At 44.2% G+C, this 21406-nt stretch carries 15 protein-coding genes; 7 read left to right on the top strand and 8 right to left on the bottom strand.

Annotated features, from left to right (window positions below; all coding sequences use genetic code 11):
- The first annotated feature begins 30 nt into the window (after window positions 1-30).
- Window positions 31-3174 carry an efflux RND transporter permease subunit gene (locus tag QUB37_RS03540; RefSeq protein WP_333159152.1) on the top strand — a complete coding sequence of 1048 codons (3144 nt, stop codon included), beginning with the start codon at window positions 31-33 and terminating at the stop codon, window positions 3172-3174.
- Window positions 3175-3180: 6 nt separating this feature from the next.
- On the opposite strand, the gene QUB37_RS03535 is transcribed toward QUB37_RS03540, so the two are convergent.
- Together QUB37_RS03535 and QUB37_RS03530 are read right to left on the bottom strand one after the other, a co-directional pair.
- Window positions 3181-3621, bottom strand: coding sequence for a heavy metal-responsive transcriptional regulator (locus tag QUB37_RS03535; RefSeq protein ID WP_333159150.1), 441 nt, complete (start codon window positions 3619-3621; stop codon window positions 3181-3183).
- Window positions 3622-3855: 234 nt separating this feature from the next.
- Complete coding sequence (locus QUB37_RS03530; protein WP_333159148.1) at window positions 3856-4002, bottom strand: porin; 147 nt, start codon at window positions 4000-4002, stop codon at window positions 3856-3858.
- Between the two features lie 226 nt (window positions 4003-4228).
- Here QUB37_RS03530 and QUB37_RS03525 point away from each other — a divergent pair, with 226 nt between their 5' ends.
- On the top strand, window positions 4229-4708 hold the full coding sequence (locus tag QUB37_RS03525; protein ID WP_333159146.1) for a hypothetical protein: 480 nt from the start codon (window positions 4229-4231) through the stop codon (window positions 4706-4708).
- Between the two features lie 106 nt (window positions 4709-4814).
- On the opposite strand, the gene QUB37_RS03520 is transcribed toward QUB37_RS03525, so the two are convergent.
- The 3 genes from QUB37_RS03520 to QUB37_RS03510 form a co-directional block, all read right to left on the bottom strand.
- The gene (locus QUB37_RS03520) at window positions 4815-5768 is read right to left on the bottom strand and encodes an FTR1 family protein (RefSeq protein WP_333159144.1); all 954 of its coding nucleotides are present in this window, start codon (window positions 5766-5768) and stop codon (window positions 4815-4817) included.
- A gap of 91 nt (window positions 5769-5859) precedes the next feature.
- Window positions 5860-6891, bottom strand: a complete 1032-nt coding sequence (locus tag QUB37_RS03515) for a helix-hairpin-helix domain-containing protein (protein ID WP_333159142.1) — start codon at window positions 6889-6891, stop codon at window positions 5860-5862.
- A gap of 157 nt (window positions 6892-7048) precedes the next feature.
- Window positions 7049-8053 carry a multicopper oxidase domain-containing protein gene (locus QUB37_RS03510; RefSeq protein WP_333159140.1) on the bottom strand — a complete coding sequence of 335 codons (1005 nt, stop codon included), beginning with the start codon at window positions 8051-8053 and terminating at the stop codon, window positions 7049-7051.
- A gap of 301 nt (window positions 8054-8354) precedes the next feature.
- Between QUB37_RS03510 and rppA the strand changes: the two genes are divergently transcribed.
- The 4 genes from rppA to rpmB all read left to right on the top strand — a co-directional run bounded on the left by rppA (window position 8355) and on the right by rpmB (window position 13307).
- Window positions 8355-9044, top strand: a complete 690-nt coding sequence (gene rppA, locus QUB37_RS03505; protein WP_333159138.1) for a two-component system response regulator RppA — start codon at window positions 8355-8357, stop codon at window positions 9042-9044.
- Window positions 9045-9313: 269 nt separating this feature from the next.
- Window positions 9314-10645, top strand: coding sequence for a two-component system sensor histidine kinase RppB (gene rppB, locus QUB37_RS03500; RefSeq protein ID WP_333159136.1), 1332 nt, complete (start codon window positions 9314-9316; stop codon window positions 10643-10645).
- A gap of 284 nt (window positions 10646-10929) precedes the next feature.
- Window positions 10930-12918, top strand: a complete 1989-nt coding sequence (gene htpG / locus QUB37_RS03495; protein ID WP_333159134.1) for a molecular chaperone HtpG — start codon at window positions 10930-10932, stop codon at window positions 12916-12918.
- 152 nt (window positions 12919-13070) lie between these two features.
- A complete protein-coding gene (rpmB, locus tag QUB37_RS03490) occupies window positions 13071-13307 on the top strand; it encodes a 50S ribosomal protein L28 (protein WP_242724808.1) in 237 nt (78 codons plus the stop codon).
- Between the two features lie 83 nt (window positions 13308-13390).
- Here rpmB and QUB37_RS03485 read toward each other — a convergent pair whose 3' ends face one another.
- The 3 genes from QUB37_RS03485 to proS all read right to left on the bottom strand — a co-directional run bounded on the left by QUB37_RS03485 (window position 13391) and on the right by proS (window position 20555).
- Window positions 13391-15451 carry an adenylate/guanylate cyclase domain-containing protein gene (locus QUB37_RS03485; protein ID WP_333159132.1) on the bottom strand — a complete coding sequence of 687 codons (2061 nt, stop codon included), beginning with the start codon at window positions 15449-15451 and terminating at the stop codon, window positions 13391-13393.
- Between the two features lie 113 nt (window positions 15452-15564).
- Complete coding sequence (locus QUB37_RS03480; RefSeq protein WP_333159129.1) at window positions 15565-18537, bottom strand: adenylate/guanylate cyclase domain-containing protein; 2973 nt, start codon at window positions 18535-18537, stop codon at window positions 15565-15567.
- 212 nt (window positions 18538-18749) lie between these two features.
- Window positions 18750-20555 (bottom strand): proline--tRNA ligase, encoded by a 1806-nt coding sequence (proS, locus tag QUB37_RS03475; RefSeq protein ID WP_333159127.1) that lies wholly within the window; start codon window positions 20553-20555, stop codon window positions 18750-18752.
- Here proS and QUB37_RS03470 point away from each other — a divergent pair.
- The gene (locus QUB37_RS03470; RefSeq protein WP_333159126.1) at window positions 20554-20946 is read left to right on the top strand and encodes a hypothetical protein; all 393 of its coding nucleotides are present in this window, start codon (window positions 20554-20556) and stop codon (window positions 20944-20946) included. The two genes, proS and QUB37_RS03470, sit on opposite strands and share 2 nt — an antisense overlap.
- Window positions 20947-21406: the final 460 nt, after the last annotated feature.

Genomic DNA, 21406 nt, shown 5'->3' with positions numbered 1-21406 from the left:
CTCAAATAATAATTACCACTATTTCACTTCATGCTCAACTCAATCCTCAAATGGTCGATCGCTCAACGTTGGCTAGTTGTAATCGCTGCAATAATAGTCACTTTTTTGGGTAGTTATAATTTAACTATAATGCCCCTTGATGTTTTTCCTAATTTTGCCCCGCCTCAAGTAGAAATTCAAACAGAAGCTTCTGGATTGGCCCCTGAAGAAGTAGAGTCTTTAATCACTTTACCAATTGAGAGCGCAGTCAATGGAACTCCGGGGGTAGAAACCGTGCGATCCTCTTCGGCGGTAGGTATTTCAGTTGTGCGAGTAATTTTCAAAGCCGATACAGATATTTATCAAGCGAGACAATTAGTTGCTGAACGTTTACAGCAAACCCGATCAAAGTTGCCTCAAGGTGTTGAAGAACCGCAAATATCTCCTGTATCTTCTCCGATTGCCACAATTTTAATGTATGCCTTCACCCTAAAAGCAGAAGGAAAGGAGCCAAATACTGATTTAATGGAAGTGCGACGGTTAGTCGATCGAGATGTCACTAACAGATTACTTGCTGTGCAGGGAATATCACAAGTAATTGCCTATGGAGGTGATGTTAGAGAGTATCAAGTTTTGGTCGATCCCGTCAAATTAACTGCATTTAATATCTCTTTAGAAGATGTGACAAAAGCGGCACAGCAATCAAATACCAATGCGTCTGGGGGATTTTTGATTACACCCGATCGCGAAGAAATTATTCGTGGCGTAGGTCGGATTGAAACCATTGAAGAATTGGCAGAATCAGTAGTCATATCTAGGGATGGAAAACCCATCAAATTACGCGATGTGGCAGAGGTAAAATTGGGAGCAGCACTAGCTAGAGGAGATGGTAGTGTTAATGGTGAGAGAGGAGTGGTTTTACTGGTAAACAAGCAGCCTCAAATTGATACTCCAACTGTGACCAGAGCTGTTGAAAAAGCAATGGAGGAAGTGCAAGCCGGATTACCCCAGGATGTGAAAGTACAAGTAACTTTTCGCCAAGAAAGTTTTATTGATTCTGCTATTGAAAATGTCCGAGATTCCCTACGAGATGGCATCATTATTGTTTCAATAATCATGCTAATGTTTTTGATGAATTGGCGCACAACTCTCATCACTCTCAGCGCCATTCCCTTGTCTTTGCTGATAGGAATGTTGATTTTATCATGGTTTGGGGAAGGGATAAATACTATGACTCTTGGGGGATTGGCAGTAGCAATTGGTTCTGTTGTGGATGACTCAATTGTGGATATGGAAAACTGCTATCGGGGATTGCAAAAAAATCAAGTAGATGGCAAGCCTAAAGACGATTTTGAAATTGTTTATAGCACTTCGGTAGAGGTTCGCACCAGTGTAATTTTCTCTACAGTAATCATTGTTATTGTATTTGCGCCGATTTTTTATTTAACGGGAGTAGAAGGGCGAATCTTTACCCCAATGGGAGTGGCTTATTTAGTTTCTATTATGGCCTCTACTTTTGTAGCAATGACTCTTTCCCCTGCTCTTTGCGCTATCTTATTAGCAAATCGTCAATTGCCATCGGATGATACTTGGGTGTCGGCATTTAGCCAACGGCTTTATCGTCCTGCTTTGAATATGGCAATTAATCGTCCGAAATTCATCTTATTGCCAGCCATCGCTGCTTTTATTGCTTCCTTAATTGTGCTTCCCTCACTAGGAAGAGTATTTTTACCCGAATTTCAAGAGCGATCTTTAGTTAATACAATGTTACTTTATCCTGGGAGTTCCCTGTCTGCTACTAATGATATGGGACTTTCAATGCAGAATGCTCTCAAAGATGACCCTCGATTTACAGCAGTACAATTGCGATCGGGACGTGCGCCCGGTGATGCTGATGCCGGAGGGGTAAATTTAGGACATTTGGATGTAGAACTGAGCGATATTGGCATTAAAAAGCGAGAAGAAAGTATTGCCAAAATTCGAGAGGAATTTAATAAATTACCGGGTGTGGCTACCAGCGTGGGAGGCTTTATTTCGCATCGGATGGATGAAGTGCTTTCAGGAGTGAGAAGTGCGATCGCGGTGAAAGTTTTTGGGCCTGATTTGATAGAATTAAGAGCGATTGGGAAGGAAGTGGAAACAGCTATGGGCGAGGTAAAAGGTATTGTTGATTTGCAGTTAGAACAACAAATTCCCATTCGTCAGTTACAGATTAAATTTGAGCGAGCTTCGGCTGCACGTTACGGACTTACTATTGGAAGTCTTACAGAAACTATAGAAACTGCCTTGAATGGGAAAGTAGTATCTCAAGTCCTTAAAGAACAGCAGTTATTTGATTTATTGGTGTGGTTGAAACCGGAAAGTCGCAGTAATCTTGATACTATTCGTAACTTATTAGTTGATACTCCTTCTGGGCAGAAGATCCCACTCGCACAAGTCGCAAAAATTGAATACGGTACTGGCCCTAATACGATCAACCGCGAAAATGTTTCCCGTTTATTGGTTGTGGCTGCGAATGTGTCAGGACGAGATTTACGCTCAGTTGTTAATGAAATTAAGACCAAAGTACAACAGCAGGTAATCTTGCCTTCAGGTTATTTTATTCAGTATGGTGGACAATTTGAATCAGAAGAACGAGCTAGCCAAACTCTAATCCTATTTGGTAGCTTAGGAACAGTAATTATTGCGGTTCTGATGTACTTTGCTGTCCATTCTTTTGCAGGTGCGCTGATGATTATGATTAACTTACCCCTTGCATTAGTAGGAGGAATTTTCTCGATTGCGATCGGTGGTGGCATTATTTCTGTAGCTTCACTTGTGGGTTTTATCACCTTATTTGGAGTAGCGGTTCGTAACGGTTTGCTTTTGGTGGATAATTTCAATCAAAAACTAAGCAAGGGAATGCCTTTTAAGCAAGTAATTAAAGAAGGTGCGATGGAAAGATTGGTGGCGATTTTGATGACAGCTTTTACCTCTGCTTTAGGCATGGTTCCGCTGGTAGTTGGTACAGGCGCAGGCAAAGAAATTTTGCAACCTCTGGCGGTTGTGGTGTTGGGTGGATTGTTTACTTCTACAGCCTTAACTCTGTTAGTTTTACCAGCTTTGTATGCTCAATTTGGGCATTTTTTATTACCTCAACAACCTCAGCCAGTTATTGAAGACGGGAAGGTATCTAAAGCTGAAATAGCGAACTGATAAAGCCTACTCAACTTCCTCAATTAAACTGCAAAGTTCTTCGCTATCGGGATTATCAGAAGCTCGATTTGTCCAAAGTTTTTTATAAGCTTCCAACTCAGCTTTGAACGCACTCAGGCGCTGAATTTCCTCCTCAAGGAAATCAATTTTGCGACTTAATAAGTCTTGCACTAGCGGACAAGCTGTTATTCCTTGACGGCGAGATGCCAAAATTTGCTGAATTTCTTGAAGAGAAAAGTTGAGTCTTTGGGCTTTCTTGATAAATTGCACTTGTCTGGCAGCATCGGCTGTGTAGTAACGGTACCCACTACTGCTGCGTAAGGCAGGTTCTAGTAATCCTAAGCTTTCATAGTATCGCAGGGTGCCTACAGCAACACCAGTTTGCTTGGCTAGTTCTCCAATTTTTAGTAGCTGCTTTTCTAGGGATTCTGTTTCAAATTTTGTCACAGCCGTTCTAGGTAAGTTTGAACCATCTAATTATAGCGGTAGCCACTTTCACTTTTTTGTGCTGGTTATACTCAGCCAGGTTCTTATTATAAAATATTCTATCTTGTCCATAATTCTAGTGGCTGAAAAAGCAGCAGTAACTCTGTTTTGAGTTACTGCTGCTGTCGGATATTCTCTTGCTTATCCCTGCTAAAAATCCGTGAGGTAATCTACACACACCGGGGAAAATAAGGATTATTTATCGCAATTAGCTAGCGGGCAGTCAGGAGTAGGAGTAGTGCAGGGGCCGGCAGCAAAGACAACAGCGGCTGTACCTGCTGTCAGGAGAACTGCCGTCAAAGCTGCGAGAGTGAATCGTTTAGTCTGAGTTGCTTTAGTCATTAATTTTTACCGGGGAATCTAGGATCGAAAAGTTTCTTTGGGAAACTATAAATAGCATAAACTCTCAAGTCGGCTATAGAGTCAAGGGGGGAAACATTAAGAATTATAAAAATATTTAATTTCCGAGGTCGCCAGCCGAATACCTGTATGAAAGTCTGAAGATTTCATCCTGATTTCAGGTTTGTGTGTCATACTTTTTAATCATTGTACGCAAAGACTCAAACAAATGAAATCGCTCCAATCAAATTTAATTATTTTAGGCAGCGTCGGATTGTTATTTTTGGGAGCTTGCAGTAAAGGCGACCAAGCAAGCGATCCAAATACCACTTCAGAATCCCCTCCTGTCGCCTCTCAACCTGCGTCTTCTGCTCCGGCCACTGCTCCTGCAACAGCAACTAAAGGGGGGCAAGTTGTAAAGTCTGGAGCTTACTATTTAGAGTTTGTACCTGAAAAAGAAGCTACCGGAACTCATTTAGATCTTTATTTGCAAAAAGGGGATAAGAATGAACCAGTTCCTAACGCCAAAGTGACGGCTCAAGTGCAGTTACCGAATGGGAAGCAGCAAACCCTAGCTCTCAAGTATGATGCTGAGGGCAAACATTACGCTGTGGTGTTTCCCGGCAAAGAACCCGGTCAGTATCCAGTAAAAATGACTGCGGATATTAACGGCGAAAAAGTTGACGGTCGTTTTACCTTCAGTCAATAGATAGCTGATTTCCTAATGCGCTCTAACTTAGGGGCGCATTAGTTATTAGCAACAAACAACTGCCTCCTCCATTTCCACTAAAAAGCCGATCGCGTTTCGATCGCACTTAATTTCTTATTTGGTTACCTGAGTTTTTTTTGAACGGGAAAAACACTCGACCTGCCAAACTTTGGAAGTAGATGCCACCCACAGTACCTAAAAACATTAAATAGGCGATCGCCTGCACGACATAGAGCTTATCCGTGTATCCAAACAGCGCACTCAACAACAAACCGGGAAACTTTTCTTCGGGAAGCAGTGGGGAGATATTCCAGACCATCGGCCCGAGAATGCAAGAGTGGATTTTAGTAAATCTTTCGTAATAGAAACACAGTGCTGCTGATTCGCGATTTGTTTGCGATAAAATAGTCATCGCGCTGTCAAAAATACCCAAAGTAGATACCACTAAACCCGCTACAATAAAGAGCAATAAAATGCCCATATATTTAAAAAACAGGCGGATATTAATTTTGACTCCCCATTTAAAAAGCAGGACACCAAGTCCGGCGGCTGAAAGTATTCCTCCCAAAGCGCCGATCGCCGGAATAATGCCTTGTTGAAACTTGGCGACGACAAACAAAACAGTTTCAAACCCTTCGCGCAAAACGGCTATAAAAACTAAACTAAATACGCCCCAACCAGCATGAGAGTTTTGCGTTAAGGCGGCACTCACAGCGCCTTCAACTTCGGCTTTCATAAATCGCGCTTGCTTGGTCATCCAAATCAGCATCCAGCTCAGCATTGCGATCGCTATCACCCCAAAAGTGGCCTCTAGCAGCGACTCCATAATCGGTGCAAAAGGCTGATTGGATGCGGACAGAATTTGAATAGTCCAGCCGAACAGTACACCTATTAAAGCGCTGGCAATCAGTCCAACGCCAACACCGCCGAAAACCCAAGGACTTAAATAACTTTGTCCTGATTTTTTGAGACAAGCGAGAACGATTCCGACAACTAAGGCGGCTTCGACTCCTTCGCGGAGGGTAATTACAAATGTGGGCAATGCTTCGCCAAAATTCATTTTTTTATGCTGGGAATGAGAGTGGTTAATGAGCGAGGTAATTGGCAGATTATTTACCAATTACCGCTCTTGATGAGAGGGATATTTTTACTTACGATGCTGGTTTGAGAACTTTTTGGCTGTCGCTTTCGATCGTTTTAACGAGCTGGCTGACTTGTTCGGTGGTTTTTACGGGGGCAGGGGGTGCGATCGCCGTTGGCCAATTTGTCTTAAGTTCAGTCATGTTGGCAACAATTGCTTTATCGATTTCCGGGCTGGTTTTAGCCACTTGATCGGCAATATCTTTGTACAGGCTTTCCGCGTACATGACAAAACCCCGCGAATCTTGGTATTCAATAATTGCGGAAATTTTGCCGTTAGCAACCGCCGCTCCGTATTCGGAATTAGCTGTATCTAGCAAGCCGTTAATCACTTGCAGCACGAATTTCGGATCTTTTCGCTGCGCTTCGGGAAGGGCGGCAATTGCTCCATCAACTGCTTGCATTGATGTGTCGAATTCCGCATTCACTTGAGCCGGATCTTTTGCACCCGCTTTAACTAAATCCTGCAATTTAATTAAAGTAGCCTTAAATTCAGGAATTTTACGCTCGTTTAGCTGATCTTCCACATCGGCATAAATTTCTTCGACTGGATGCCCGATGTGCGGTTCTGCTTGGTCGGGTTTGCCTTGATCCAAGAGTTCTTTTGCTACGAAAAGATGCCCTTTCATCAAGCCAAGTTTAGTCATGTAGTCTACATCTTTGGCTTCACCTGTGAGGACGACATCTTCAATAGTCACCATGTCTTTAATTTCGTCGAATTGGGGTTGAGTAATGACATTTTTTGATACCAATTCTTCGACTTTCCCGTAAGGACGGCTGGCTTGAATCTTGTTAGAAAGTGCCGGTACTCCTAACTTGGCTTCGAGTTTATCTAACTCTGAAAGAATGGCAGTATTGATGTTGATGCCACCTTTGCCGCCGTGGTTCATGCTGTGGCCGCTTGTGGATGCGGGACTGGCTGTGGCAACGGGTGAGACTGTGCTGCCGGTGTTGCTGGCGGTGGGGGTGGAAACGCAACCGGCCAGAGCAACGAGGATGGCTGTAGCCGTGGCGGTCGGTAATAAGCGAAAGGATGGTAACATGGCTGTTGCTAATTTTTACATTATGTGCATTTGGACTTACAAGTTATTAAGAATAATTCTCAATTTGCAAGCTATTCATTCTACCTATTTGCGATCGATCTTGTCAAATAATTTCATACTTTCTTTGAAGCGGCGCACCGTGGTAGCAGGATGTGGGTTAAGCGATGACTTCAAATACCCCCATGCAGCCTGCTTCGGCGATCTCATCTTGATGGGGATGAAACATATATTTTCCAGCGTAGCCGTAGGTAAATTCTAAAATATGCCGTTCAGCTACTCCCATTGTAATTACATCGGTTCTTTCACTGGGAGTTAAAGTCATTCCCGTGCGGTACACATCAAAAAAATTGGCGTGCAGGTGAAAAGTCACTGCGGCTTCGTACTCAATCAGGTTGAGAACGTACAGCCGGATTAGCTGATTTCGGTAAATAGGGAGCGGGTTTTTCATGTAATAATTGGGCAACCCGTTAAAAGCGTAGAGTTCGTTTTTTTCGTCGTCGTTTACGTCGTATCCTCCCATGATTAACATGATTTCATCGGCGGGAGGACGGGGTTTTGGCGGATCGATAATGAACATTCCATATAGTCCTTTACCGATGTGGCGCGTTACGGGAGCAATATGGCAGTGATATAGATGCACTCCGTAGGGCGCGGCATCGAATTCATAAATAAATACCGAACCGTTTTTCACTGGTTTAACGCCATCCATTTCGCTGGTATGAACGCCGTGAAAGTGCAGCGAATGAGAATGTCCGGCTTTGTTATAAAAAATGACCCGGATACGATCGCCCTCAGTTGCCCTTAATGTCGGCCCCGGCACGCGATTGTTCACGTTCCAGGTGTTGAAAGTGACGGCGCTATTAAGTTGGACGATCGAAGTATTAGCTTCCAGGCGAAATTCGCGTACCGTGCGCCCGTTTTCGCGCGTCACCGTGCCGTAATCAAAATCCCGCGCAATTTGCATCGGGTTGATATTGCTGACGGTGATTGCATCTGCAGGCATGGGCGGTACTCTCGCGACTGATGTCGGTTTGCGAGTCAAGTGTTGAAGTGCGATCGCGCCGCCCGCTACCCCAGCCCCAGCTATTCCTAGCTGTAGCAGTTGGCGGCGACTCCAGCGCCCCGGCTTTTTCATGGCGGGACGATCGGATAAATCTGTCATACTTATTGAAAATCTTTATCAAATATTCACTCGTGCTTGATTATAAGACATTACCAGCTTGTTGTCAATAATTGTCAACTATCATCTTTTTCTGGGAAGTCAATCGATTTTATATTTTATATTTTAGATTTATTCCCGTCAGTCAGCCTGCGCGTTGGAATGAATCCGGGGGCTTGCGATCCAATTAGTTTCGGTCATAAAATTTCATGCTGATTTCATCTCAGTATGTGATGTTAGATGTTGGGGTAGATGCTGTCGATCGCTAACAATGTATAAGGATTTACCGCTATAAATTAGAGTTATGAGAGTTTTGCTAGTTGAAGATGAGCCAGATTTAGGGAAAGCGATCGAGCGAACCTTAAAGCAGGAAAAATATATAGTTGATTGGGCCCTAGATGGCAATCAAGCTTGGGAATATTTAGAGAGTCACTGGATGCAATACACCCTCGCTATTTTTGACTGGTTGCTACCAGGATTGTCAGGAGTGGAACTGCTGCGGAGATTGCGTGCTAAAAATAGCGCTCTCCCCGTCTTGATGCTGACAGCAAAAGACCGAATGGAAGATAAAGTGGCGGGACTAGATGCCGGGGCTGACGATTATTTAGTTAAACCGTTTGGCATGGCGGAACTGTTAGCAAGATTGCGGGCTTTGCAAAGGCGATCGCCCCAAATTCAACCGCAACAACTACAGGTAGGGAATCTGGTTTTGGACTGCGGAGCTCGAACTGTGTGCCATCTCGATCGCAACGGCAAAAACCAGATAATTTCGCTGACAAACAAAGAATTTCAACTGTTAGAATATTTTATGAAACATCCGAACCAAATTATCACCACTGACCAAATTCGGAATCAGCTATGGGAGGCGAGCGCAGATACCTTTAGCAATGTGGTAGCAGCTCAAGTGCGCTTGCTGCGGCGCAAACTTGAGTCGGTTGGCGGCGCGAATTTAATTGAAACCGTTCACGGCGTCGGATACCGCATGAGAAATTAAAGCTGTAGGGGCAACGGCGGGGGGATTATATCTCGTTTCCAGTATCTGGCTATCATATAGAAAACTCGTGGAACAGGCATCTTGCCTGTTCTTAAGAAGGGTGCAAAGTGTATGTAACTTTAATATGTAACTTTCAACTTACATACATTTTGCACCATTGTCAATTACCTGTTGAGGAACGGGATATCCCGCCAGTTCCACAATAAAATTTAATTTTGTGGAACAGGCATCTGGCCTGTTATTAACAATTATATAAAATCTAACTTTAAATGAATCAAAATAAACTATTTAACCGAACTCGCTGGCAATTAGCCATTTCCTATGCAGCAGTAATGGGTTTGATTTTAAGCTTACTGGGATTTGGCGTATATAAGGCGATCGCCCACGCTCACTGGGTAGCCATAGACCGGGAATTAGAATCGGTAGCGGGGACGCTACACGACAGCCTAGAACTCAAATTACAGCAGCCCGGACGCTTGGAGCCTATAGTCAACGAACTTTTGCCCAACCTCCGCCTCATTGGAGTTCAAGGCATTAAAGAACAGTTGCCAAGCCGCCATATTTTAAGCGCTATCAACCAAGGCTATTACTATATTCGTTTATTTGATTATTCCGGTAAACTAATTGCTACGGCTGGCGATTATCCAGAAGAATTACCAGCCGGATTTAACTCCCAATACTGGCAAACAATAACTGACACCAAAGGTAATGTTTATCACCAAATTTCTGTAGCGCTACACACCCAAACACAGCAAGATTGGGGATATTTTCAAGTTGGGCGGAGCCTGCAAGACTTTAATGATTATCTCAGTACAGTGAAATGGGTTTTGAAATTAGGATTGCCTACAGCATTGATTTTGATCGGCTTTTCGAGTTGGTTATTGGCAGGATTAGCCATGAAACCGATTTATTCTTCCTACCGACAAATTCAACAGTTTACAGCGGATGCAGCCCACGAATTGCGGACGCCTTTAGCGGCTTCGCAGGCGACTGTAGAATCAGCACTGTTGACGCCTCAATTAGATGAAAAAGAGGCGCGGGAAATTTTGCGGACGATCGATCGCCAAAACCGACGATTAACTCAGTTAGTGGCTGATTTGCTGCTGCTGGCTCGCATGGATAATCAAGTGATACGCGATCGCCCTCAATTGTGTTGTTTGAATGACCTAGTTAGCGATTTAGTAGAGGAATTGGCAGCTTTGGCGATCGCTTCTAAGGTAGCCCTAACATCCGAAATGCGCGTACAGCAGCAATTAAATGTTGTCGGCAATTCCGACCAACTTTATCGCTTAGTTTCTAATTTAATTGTTAATGCCATTCAATACACTCCGGCGGGCGGGAAAGTAACAGTTATTTTAGATTGCAATCACATCGAGGCGATCGTTCAGGTTCAAGATACGGGTATTGGGATCGCGGCGGCAGATTTAGAGCGAATATTCGATCGATTCTACCGAGTCAACAGCGATCGATCGCGCAATACCGGCGGTTCGGGACTGGGATTGGCGATCGCCCAAACCATCGCCCGGGCACACGGCGGCAGCCTCAGCGCCCGCAGCGAATTGGGGCAGGGCGCTACTTTCCTGCTGCGGTTGCCTTTGTGAGCTACTATGTGAGGGAAACCGAATCATCTTTTTGGGGTAATCCCTTTTGCAAAAGAGAGCGCGATCGCCGAAAATCATTAAATAGTCATTAGTCCTCAGTCATTAGTCAGTAGTGAGTAGTTAGTAGTCAGTAGTTAGTAGTCAGTAGCGAGTAGTTAGCAGCTAACAACATATAACAGGAAAATTAAGCTCGGCTAACAATTAATGACCAATGACCAATGACCAATGACCAATGACCAATGACTAATCACGGTTCATTCCCGACAAATACCTAGCGAAAAATTATGACAGTTTTAGAACAGGGAACAATCTCAATCCATACCGAAAATATTTTCCCGATTATCAAGAAGTCGCTATACACTGACCACGAAGTCTTCTTGCGGGAACTAATTTCTAACGGCGTCGATGCCATTGCCAAACTCAAAATGGTTTCTCGTTCCGGCGAATACGGCGGCGACATGGGCGAACCGCAAATTAACATTGCCATTGACAAAGAAAACAAAACCCTCTCAATTTCCGATAACGGGATCGGCATGACACCCGACGAGGTAAAAAAATACATCAACCAAGTCGCTTTCTCCAGCGCAGAAGAATTTATTCAAAAATACCAAGGCAGCGGCGACGACGCCATTATTGGTCACTTCGGCCTCGGTTTCTACTCTTCTTTCATGGTGGCGAAGAAAGTAGAGATTGATACCCTTTCTTACCAAGAAGGCTCCCAAGCAGTACACTGGTCTTGCGACGGTTCCCCCGCTTTTGAACTATCAGAATCCTCCCGCACCGAACGCGGAACTACTATTACTCTTACACTCCAAGATGAAGAAGAAGAATATCTAGAACCCAGCCGCATCGAGCATTTAATCAAAACTTACTGCGATTTCATGCCAGTTCCCATCAAATTTGAGGGTAAGGAACTCAACAAGCACAAAGCAATTTGGCGGGAATCAGCCAGCAATTTGCAAAAAGAAGATTACTTAGAACTGTACCGCCACCTTTACCCGTCCCAAGACGAGCCTCTGCTGTGGGTACACCTGAATACAGATTATCCTTTTATTGTCAACGGGATTCTTTACTTTCCCAAACTGCGCCCGGAGGTCGATGTTACCCAAGGGAATATCAAGCTATTCTGCAACCAGGTTTTTGTCAGCGACCACTGCGAAGAAATTATCCCGAAATTCTTGATGCCGCTGCGGGGAGTGATTGACAGTACCGACATTCCCCTGAACGTTTCTCGCAGTTCTTTGCAAAGCAATCGCACTGTGCGGAGAATCGCTGATTATATTGCGAAAAAAGTGGGCGATCGCCTGAAAGAACTCTACCGCGACGACCGTAACGAATACATCCGCTGCTGGCAAGATATCGGCACTTTTGTCAAGTTCGGAACTCTCAACGATGACAAGTTCAAAAAGCAAGTCGAAGATATTTTAATCTACCGCAGCACCTACGAACCAACAGCCGAGAAGCCAGAAACTGTAACGCCCGAAGTTCAGGTGCAAAGTGAGGAAGGAGATTTGTGGCAGGATGTGACTCCGAAGTCGGAAACTTCTACTTCGACGCAACCTTACACGACGCTGAAAGAGTATTTGGAACGCAATCAAAAACGCCATGAAAATCGCGTGTTTTATTGTACCGATCCTGCCTCTCAAGCAACTTACGTGGCAATGCACAAAAGCCAAGGTTTAGAAGTGCTGTTCATGGATTCTTTCATCGACACGCACTTTATTAGTTTCTTGGAACGAGAACACTCAGATGTCAAATTCTCGCGGGTTGATTCCGACATCGACGAAACGCTAATTGACAAAGAGAAAGAAGCGGAGATTGTCGATCCGGCGACGAATAAAACTCGCAGCGAACAAGTTAAGGAAATGTTCCAAAAAGCTCTCAATAAGCCGAAAGTGAACATTCGCACAGAAGCTTTGAAGTCTGACTCTGCGGAGGCGACGCCACCTGCGATCGTACTTTTGCCGGAAGCTTTGCGCCGGATGCGGGACATGACGGCGCTGTTGCTGCAGCAAGCGGCCGAATTCCCAGAAGACCACGTTTTGCTGGTGAATACGTCTCACCCGCTGATTCAAAATCTGGCGAGTTTGAGTCAGGGTGCGATTATTCAAGGTGGCGGCGAGTCTCCGTCGGCTGAGTTGGCGAGTATGATTTGTCACCACGTTTACGACTTGGCTTTGATGGCCCAGAAGGGTTTCGATGCTGAAGGGATGAAGGATTTTGTCGAGCGATCGAATCAAGTCTTGACAAAGTTGACTGAACGTGCAATGTAATTCCCCCCCCAACCCCCCTTGCTAAGGGGGGGAGCAAGAGTTTATTTCTCTTGCTAAAGGGATAACTAAAGCCTTCTTCCTTCTTCCTTCTTCCTTCTTCCTTCGGGTATAATGAAATGCTGCACGCAAAAAACGGTAATCTGGAGGGAAGTATGTCACGGAAATGTCAGCTAACGGGGAAGAAGGCGAATAACGGTTTTGCAGTTTCTCACTCGCACCACCGCACTCACAAATTGCAAGAGGCAAATTTGCAGTGGAAGCGGGTTTGGTGGCCGCAGGAGAAGCGCTGGGTAAAATTGCACCTTTCTACAAAGGCGATTAAAACCTTGGAACACAAGGGTTTGGAAATAATGGCGAAGGAAGCTGGAATTAACCTGTACAAGCTTTAAAAAACTTGGCTAAATTAAAATGAGGGCGATCGCACACTTGAGAGCGCGATCGCTCTTATTTTAGAGAAAAACCTTTACTAAAGCTATTTTCGGCATTGCAGTAAATAAGTAGTCATCAGGCCTTTGCCTTTAACTTCGATCGCGCCGCGGTTTTCAAAGAAATACTTTTCTCGCAATTGCTGATAAGTTGTTTCTGTTACCTGAATACTCCCTGGCTTGCCGTGAGATTCCATGCGGGAAGCAGTGTTAACGGTGTCTCCCCATAAATCGTAAATAAATTTTTTAATTCCAATAACTCCGGCAACAACCGGGCCGCTATTGATGCCGATTCTGATGCTTAAATCTTGATTGTGGGTATGGCTGAAGTCAGTAATTGCCTCCTGCATATCGAGGGCCATTTGTGCGATCGCTTCTGCGTGATCCGGGCGAGGAATTGGCAGCCCTCCTACTACCATGTAAGCGTCGCCAATCGTCTTAATTTTTTCCAAACCGTGCTTTTCTGCTAGGTTGTCAAATGTCGAAAAGATGTCATTCAGCAAGGCTACTAATTGCGTTGGAGAAACTCGCGAACTCAATTGAGTAAAGCCTACTATGTCCGCAAACAAGACAGTAACGTCAGCAAAAGTATCTGCGATCGTACTGTCTCCCCGCTTCAACCGATTTGCTATTTCTTCCGGCAAAATATTCAACAACAAGCGTTCTGATTGTTCCTGTTGAACTCGCAGTGCACTTAAAGTATCATTCAGAGCATTAGTTCGTTCTTTTACTCTAAATTCTAACTCTTCATTCAGCTTGTAAAGCGCCATTTCAGCCCGCCTGCGGTCTGTGATATCCGTACCGATTGCCAGCATTCCCGCGAACTTTCCTGCTGCGTCAAACAGCGGTTTATTTGCCCAGGATACCCAAACGCGATCGCCGTTACGCCGGATACTTTCATTTTCATTTCGCGTGTATTGTTCTGGGTTTTGCAAAATATCTCTCAACTTTGCTGCCAAGTCATTTCCTGTTGTATCTGTCTGGGGAATAATTGTTCCCACGGCGTTTTTGCCAATTATCTCTTTTTCCTCGTAACCAAAAAACTTCTGTGCAAATTCGTTAAAAAAGGTAATATTTCCTTCCGTATCTAGTTTTAAAATAATGCTGTTAGCATTTTCCACTAATTCCCGATACTTAATTTCGCTTTGGCGCAGCGAATCCTCTGCTGAGGTGCGTTCCGCTACTGTGGCGGCCAATAACAGCGAAGTAATTACAATTACGCTCATAAAAGCCTGCAAAAATAATATTGCCTGATTGATATTTTCCGCTTTGGCAATGAAGGGGCCGCCTCCCTGAGAACCTCCCCAAATGGCGATACTGGATACAATGAAAGATGCTAAAACCGCCCCGCCCCGGCCGAATTGAATGGTTGCCCAAATTACTAAGGGAAATGGCAAGTATTCGAGGGGATAACCGGAGAGATTACTTTCACTTTTTGAGTTGTATACTAGCCAACTGACGCTTACTAATAACACCAGGCCTATTGCAGCACCGATTCGATTTACAATTGTTTGATAACCTGTATTTTGTGAAGGGCTGGGCGCTGGTTTGTGATTGTATATAATCAACAGCAGGGGAGTAAAAATTAAAACTCCTAATGTATCTCCGAGATACCAATTCCATCGAATGTGCCAATATTCGCTCCAGTCAACTAAACCAGTTACACAGAGGCGCAGCGTGCCGAGAGTGCAGTTGATTTGAGTGGCAACTACAGCACCGCAAAAAATTAAATTGACTACATCGATCAGCCGAGCAAGTGAGGGGCGAAACTTTAGCTGTTGCAGCAAAGTAAAGGCGCATAAAGCTTGTAAACAAGCGCAAAAGGCACTAAGTGCTGCAAGTGTTAAAGATACCTTAAGGTTAATAGTCTCGTAAAAAACCACGCCTAAAGCTATTCCCGGCCAAATGCGGCGACCAAATAATAAAATTGCAGCTTGTGCAATTCCTGCGGGCGGCCAGACACAGGTAGCTAATTTATTTACGCCTGGGATTGAAATTGCTATTGTTGCTCCCAAAGCGTAAACAAAAGCAAGAGCAGCTACTTTTGCTAAGTATTGCCAATTTCTAGATTGAAGAAATCGCAGAAACTGATTTTTTGGGGAAATCATACTGAGTGTTATATTTTTAACTAACTATAGCAACCGCGCCCGAAGATTAGGAAATTATTGATTCTGAAATATGACTTCTTATATTGCTTCTTCCTTCTTCATTATTTCTGATGCTATAACTTGATTCCTATCAGAAAATAAGTGTTCATCTGGCCTTTGCCTTTAACTTCGATCGCGCCGCGACTTTCAAATACATACTTGTCCTGCAATATATCATAAATTGCAGACGTGACTTGAATGCACCCCGGCTTGCCGTGGGATTCCATGCGGGAAGCGGTATTAACGGTGTCTCCCCATAAATCGTAAATAAATTTTTTAATACCGATTACTCCGGCGACAACCGGGCCGGTGTTAATGCCAATTCTGATGCTAAAATCTTGATTGTGGGTATGGCTAAAGTTAGTAATTGCCTGCTGCATATCGATCGCCATTTGGGCGATCGCCTCTGCATGATCGCTGCGGGGCATCGGCAGCCCTCCAACTACCATGTAAGCGTCGCCAATCGTCTTAATTTTTTCTAATCCGTGCTTTTCTGCTAAGCGATCGAATGTCGAAAAAATGTCGTTAAGCAAGGAAACTAATTGGGGCGGAGAAATTTGGGAACTAATTTGGGTAAAACCGACGATATCTGCAAATAATACTGTGACTTCGGCAAAAGTATCGGCGATGATGCTTTGGTCTTGTTTTAATCTGTCGGCGATGGGTTGCGGTAAAACGTTGAGTAGGAGACGATCAGATTTTTCTTGTTCTAAGCGCAAAGCTGCCTCAGCTTGTTTACGAGTTGTGATGTCTTGAACAGTACCTTCGTAATAAAGCAAATTTCCGTAGGAATCGCGCACTGTATAAGTATTTTCCGAAATCCAAATTATGCTGCCATCTCGGCGGTAAATTTGAGATTCAAAATCCGATACTTTGCCTTGTTCTTCTATTAAGCGGACAATTTCTGCCCGGCGTTCGGAGTCAACATAAAGCTGTTGGCTAATATCAGTTAATGTGCCGACCAATTCCTCGCGTGAACTGTAACCGTAAATGCGAAGCAAAGCAGGATTGGCGCTGAGATATTGCCCATCTGGGGTAGTTTGAAAAATGCCGACGATCGCATTTTCAAAAATGCTGCGGTATTTTTCTTCAGCTTGCCGCAGCGCTTCTTCAGCCCGCTGCCGTTCTCGCGCTTCCATTGCGAAAGTTACAGAGTCGGCTAGAGAAACAGCAAAACTTTGTTCTTCAATCGTCCAAAAGCGGGGCATTCCTACGTGTTCTAAACAGAAAACTCCTGCTGTTTCTCCGCCTATTTGAATCGGCGTATCTAGCATAGAAGTGATGCCCAAGGGAATTAGGTAAGATTCCGCAAATTCTTTAGTTCTAAAATCGTTTTGCGCGTCAAAGGCAGCAATTGCGCGTTCTTCTCGCAGTGCTTGAAAATAGACAGGATAGTCTGCTGCTGCTAATTCCAAACCGTGTGAGTGCTGGTTGAGAGTGCGATCGAACAAATCTCGGCACTCCATCTTGGATTTAGTGCGATCGTACAGCCAGACGCTCGATCGGGCAACTTCCAGAGTACGGCTAGCAGTTTCAGTTATTTCTTGAAGCGCCTTTGTTAAGTCGCCTTGATTCAGCGCTTTATTTTTGGCTAAATCAATTAATGCCGATTTCTGTTTCTGTAGCTGAATTTCGCTTTGTTTCAGGGCATTTGTCCGCTCTTCTACTCGGATTTCCAGCTTTTCATTCAGCTTTTGCAGCGCTATTTCAGCTTTTCGGCGATCGGTGATATCTGTCCCGATGCAGAGGATGCCCAAAAGTTTTCCCGCTGTATCAACCAACGGTTTATTTGCCCAAGATACCCAAACGCGATCGCCACTGCGCCGCATATTTTCATTTTCATAGCTGATAAAGCGATCGGGATTGTGTAAAATTTGACTATAAACCAACTCTAAGTTATTTCCTTCACAGTCCGTCGGTGGAATAATGGTTCCCAAGGCATTTTTTCCCAAAATTTCTTCTTCCTTGTAACCAAAGAATTTTTCGGCAAATTCGTTAAAAAAAGTAATATTGCCATCAGCGTCCAGTTTCAGAATAATACTGTTAGCATTTTCCACCAATTCTCGATATTTAATTTCGCTCTCCCGCAGAGAATGCTCTGCTGATGTGCGTTCAGCTACTGTCGCTGCCAATAGCAGCGAGGTAATCGTAATTACACCCATAAAAGCTTGCAAAAATAAGATAGCCTGATTAATATTGTCGGCTTTGGCTGTGAAGGGTCCCCCTTCATGAGAACTGCCCAAAATTGCGATGATTGAGACAATAAATGATGCTAGGACAGCGGCTCGCTGACCGAATTGAAGCGCAGCCCACATGATCAAAGGAAACGGCAAATATTCGAGGGGATAACGAGAAATAGAATCTTCATATTTCGACTCAAAAACTAGCCAGCTCACTCCGATTAATAATATTAACCATAATCCTCGCTCAATTAAATAATTTTTCTCTGTTTCTGTTTCTATTTTTAAATGATATGTGGTTCCTTGAGGACGAAGAAATATTAGAAGTAAGGGAGTGAAAATTAAAACTCCCATTGTGTCTCCTAACCACCAATTCCATCTAGCCGACCAATATTCACTCCACTCTATTTTGCCAGCTAAATATAGAGAAAACGCGCCAATAGTGCAACTGATTTGAGTAGAAATTAGACCGCCAAACAAGATTAAATTAATTACATCTTTCAAGCGCTCGATAGAGGGACGAAACCGGAACCAGCCCAGGACAGTTACGGCAAAAACCGCTTGCAGAATCGCCCCGGCGTTTCCTCCCCACCAAAGTGCAAATATCTGTTCACTTGGGTTAACCAAATTGAGCAAAAATGTACCCAAAACTATGGCAGGCCAGACTTTACTCCCAAACAATAAAAGTCCGGCTTGGGCAATTCCTGCGGGCGGCCACACCGAGGCAGCAAAGGGATTGACACCTTGAATTGAAATTGCTAGCCTCGCCCCCACGGCGTAAGCGACAGCAACAATAGTTACTTGAACTAAGTACCGCCCAATTCGGGATTGAGGGAATCGAAGAAACTGATTTAGGTTCAGATTCATATCGAGTGTTAAGTTTTAGGGAATTTCACATCAGAAGAAAGAGGGAAGTTCGGCAACGAGCAATGTACGGGATGTAACGGATGTAACAGATGTCAGGAAGAGGGAAGAGGGAAGAAGGAAGAGAAAGAGGGGAGCTAATGTAGGGTTTACACCGCGTACATTGCGAGCCTAAATGTAGGTGCGCGGTCGCGCACCTTACCAATTATAAAGGCTTAGTTGATGGCGGCTTCAATCCACTGTTTTAAAGTAGAATTTACTTCCTCAATGAGAATTTCCTGTGATTTGTGAGTTGCTCTTTCCACAACTTCAACTTTGCCTGATTTCAGCGAACGACCCGGAACAATCCGATAGGGAATGCCGATCAAATCAGCATCTTTGAATTTAACTCCGGCTCGTTCGTCGCGGTCATCTAGTAACGTTTCAATGCCAGATTGGTTGAGTTCTGCATATAGTTTTTCGGCGACTTCTACTTGTTGGGAGTCGGAAATATTGGGGATGCTAATGATGGCGTGATACGGGGCGATCGCCACTGGCCAAATTATCCCGTCTTTGTCGTAGGATTGTTCTACGGCCGATTGAGCTAGCCGCGACACGCCGACGCCGTAGCAGCCCATCACAAAGGGCATTTCTTCGCCTTGTTCGCTGGTGTAGGTGGCGCCCATTGCTTGGGAGTATTTGGTTCCTAATTGGAAGATGTGGCCGACTTCGATGCCTCTGGCACTTTGCAAGGTTTGTTCGGGGTTGTGCACTGCCCGATCGCCCTTTTTGGCTGTTCTGACACCCACAACCGTTGCTGGTAGGGGAAATTCTTTATCCCAATTAGCTCCGACAACGTGGTATCCTGATTCGTTTGAACCGGTGACAAAGTTTGTCAGGTCAACTGCAGTGCGATCGACCAAACGCAAAAACTTAGAGTTTACCTCCTTGCTGCCAGCGATATAATCATCAGCAAGATCGGGAGCCATATAACCGAGAGGTAAAGATTTAGCCGCCCATTTCCGCTGAGCTTCCGCATCGGGAACAGTCAAAAATAAAACAGTTTTAGCTTGATAATTGCCCGCTAACTTCGTCAACTCATTCAGCAACTTTACCTGATTCACATCTTGGTCGCCGCGAATGCTTACCAATACCAAGACTGTGATGCCATTGTCGTAAACAGCTTGGTAAAGCACATTTTTGACAACTTGCGTCGGAGAACATTTCAAAAATTTGCAAAGTTTATCAATTGTTTCAGTTCCCGGCGTTTCCCGCTTTTCAAAAGTTGCAAATGGCGACGGTTCCACATCAGCAGGCATCGATACAGCCTTTTCCACATTAGCTGCATACTGACCATCTTCAGTATAAAGAACTTCATCTTCTCCCGCTTCAGCCAGCACCATAAACTCTTGAGAACCAGAACCGCCAATGGCTCCAGAATCAGCATCTACTGCTCGGAATTGCAAGCCCGATCGGCGCAGCATATTGCTATAAGCTTGAGCCATATCCTGATAAGTTTTTTTCAAACTTTCTTCGTTTGTGTGGAAAGAATAGCCATCTTTCATAATGAATTCGCGACCCCGCATCAACCCAAAACGCGGGCGAATTTCATCGCGGAACTTAGTTTGGATTTGATAAAGATGTAAAGGCAATTGCCGATAGGAACGAATCATATCTTTAGCAATTGTAGTAATTACTTCTTCGTGAGTTGGGCCCAGTCCCAATTCTCGCTGCTGCCTGTCTGTCATGGCAAACATAATACCTTCAGCTTGAGTATAGGTATCCCAGCGGCCGGATTCCCGCCACAAATCCGCCGGTTGCAATTGCGGGAGGAGGCATTCTTGAGCGCCGGTAGCGTCCATTTCTTCGCGCACAATTTGAGATACTTTTTTGAGAACTCGCCACATTAAAGGTAGATAAGCGTAAATGCCGCTACCGATGCGCCGGATGTATCCGGCACGGAGTAATAGTTTGTGGCTAGGAATTTCTGCTTCTGCCGGGTCTTCGCGCAGGGTAACAAAAAGCATTTGAGAGAGTCGCATGGCTGATTTCCTTAAAATACCGGATGATTGTAATCTCAGATTAACTTCTGATATTATCAGAACTAAGCCTGATTTGATTAAATATATGAATAAAGTTTGGCAAAACTACGAAAAAGGTATGGCAGTATTTGATAATTGTCACTCTCCTACTGTGCAATCTCAGTGGCTTGCCTTAAAAGATGAAATAGGAGAATTTGTTCAAGAACCTAATTTAAGCGAAATTTGGGATATTGTTCATGCTGCTGGTCGATTGTTGTACAAACTAATCGGAATTCCATTCAATTTACTGGCCTATCCTACTGTTCGCAAACACAGTCAACGTTTCGAGGAGTACGGATGTATTCGCAGCATTCGCAACTGTGAGGGTAAATGCTGCGGCAAAAATCCGTAGGGTACGCTAGGGCGCACCCGATATCATGTTTGTTGAATTGCCTGCAATTAGATTTAGAAAACATCGATCGCACGCAAACGATAGTGCAGATCGAATGATCGCAATTACTAGCGCATTTTGAACCTAAAAATCAAACGGAATCCTCAACTAGGTAGCGCACTCTACGATATGTAGAGTGCAGCACATCACACTTTACTACTATTGAGAATTGGTGGGGAGCGCCCCCACATCCAACTTAAAACTTTTGGCGGACTCGGCTGCTATCAGTCTCAGAAAGACTGATTTCTGACTTTAGACGGATTTATTTTTTAGCTTCCACAAGCATAATAAGTAGTAAGGATGAGATCACTAGAGAACTGATTTACTACTCATCCCAATTTCACTAATAAGGCCTTCCGTAAGATAAAGCCCAACCAAAACAAACCATCATCTAAAGATTACAAAATCCCCTATAAAAAAG

Origin of the sequence: Microcoleus sp. AT3-A2 (assembly GCF_036705685.1) — a bacterium.
Classification (GTDB): domain Bacteria; phylum Cyanobacteriota; class Cyanobacteriia; order Cyanobacteriales; family Microcoleaceae; genus Microcoleus.
This window is presented reverse-complemented; position numbering and strand designations above follow the sequence as displayed.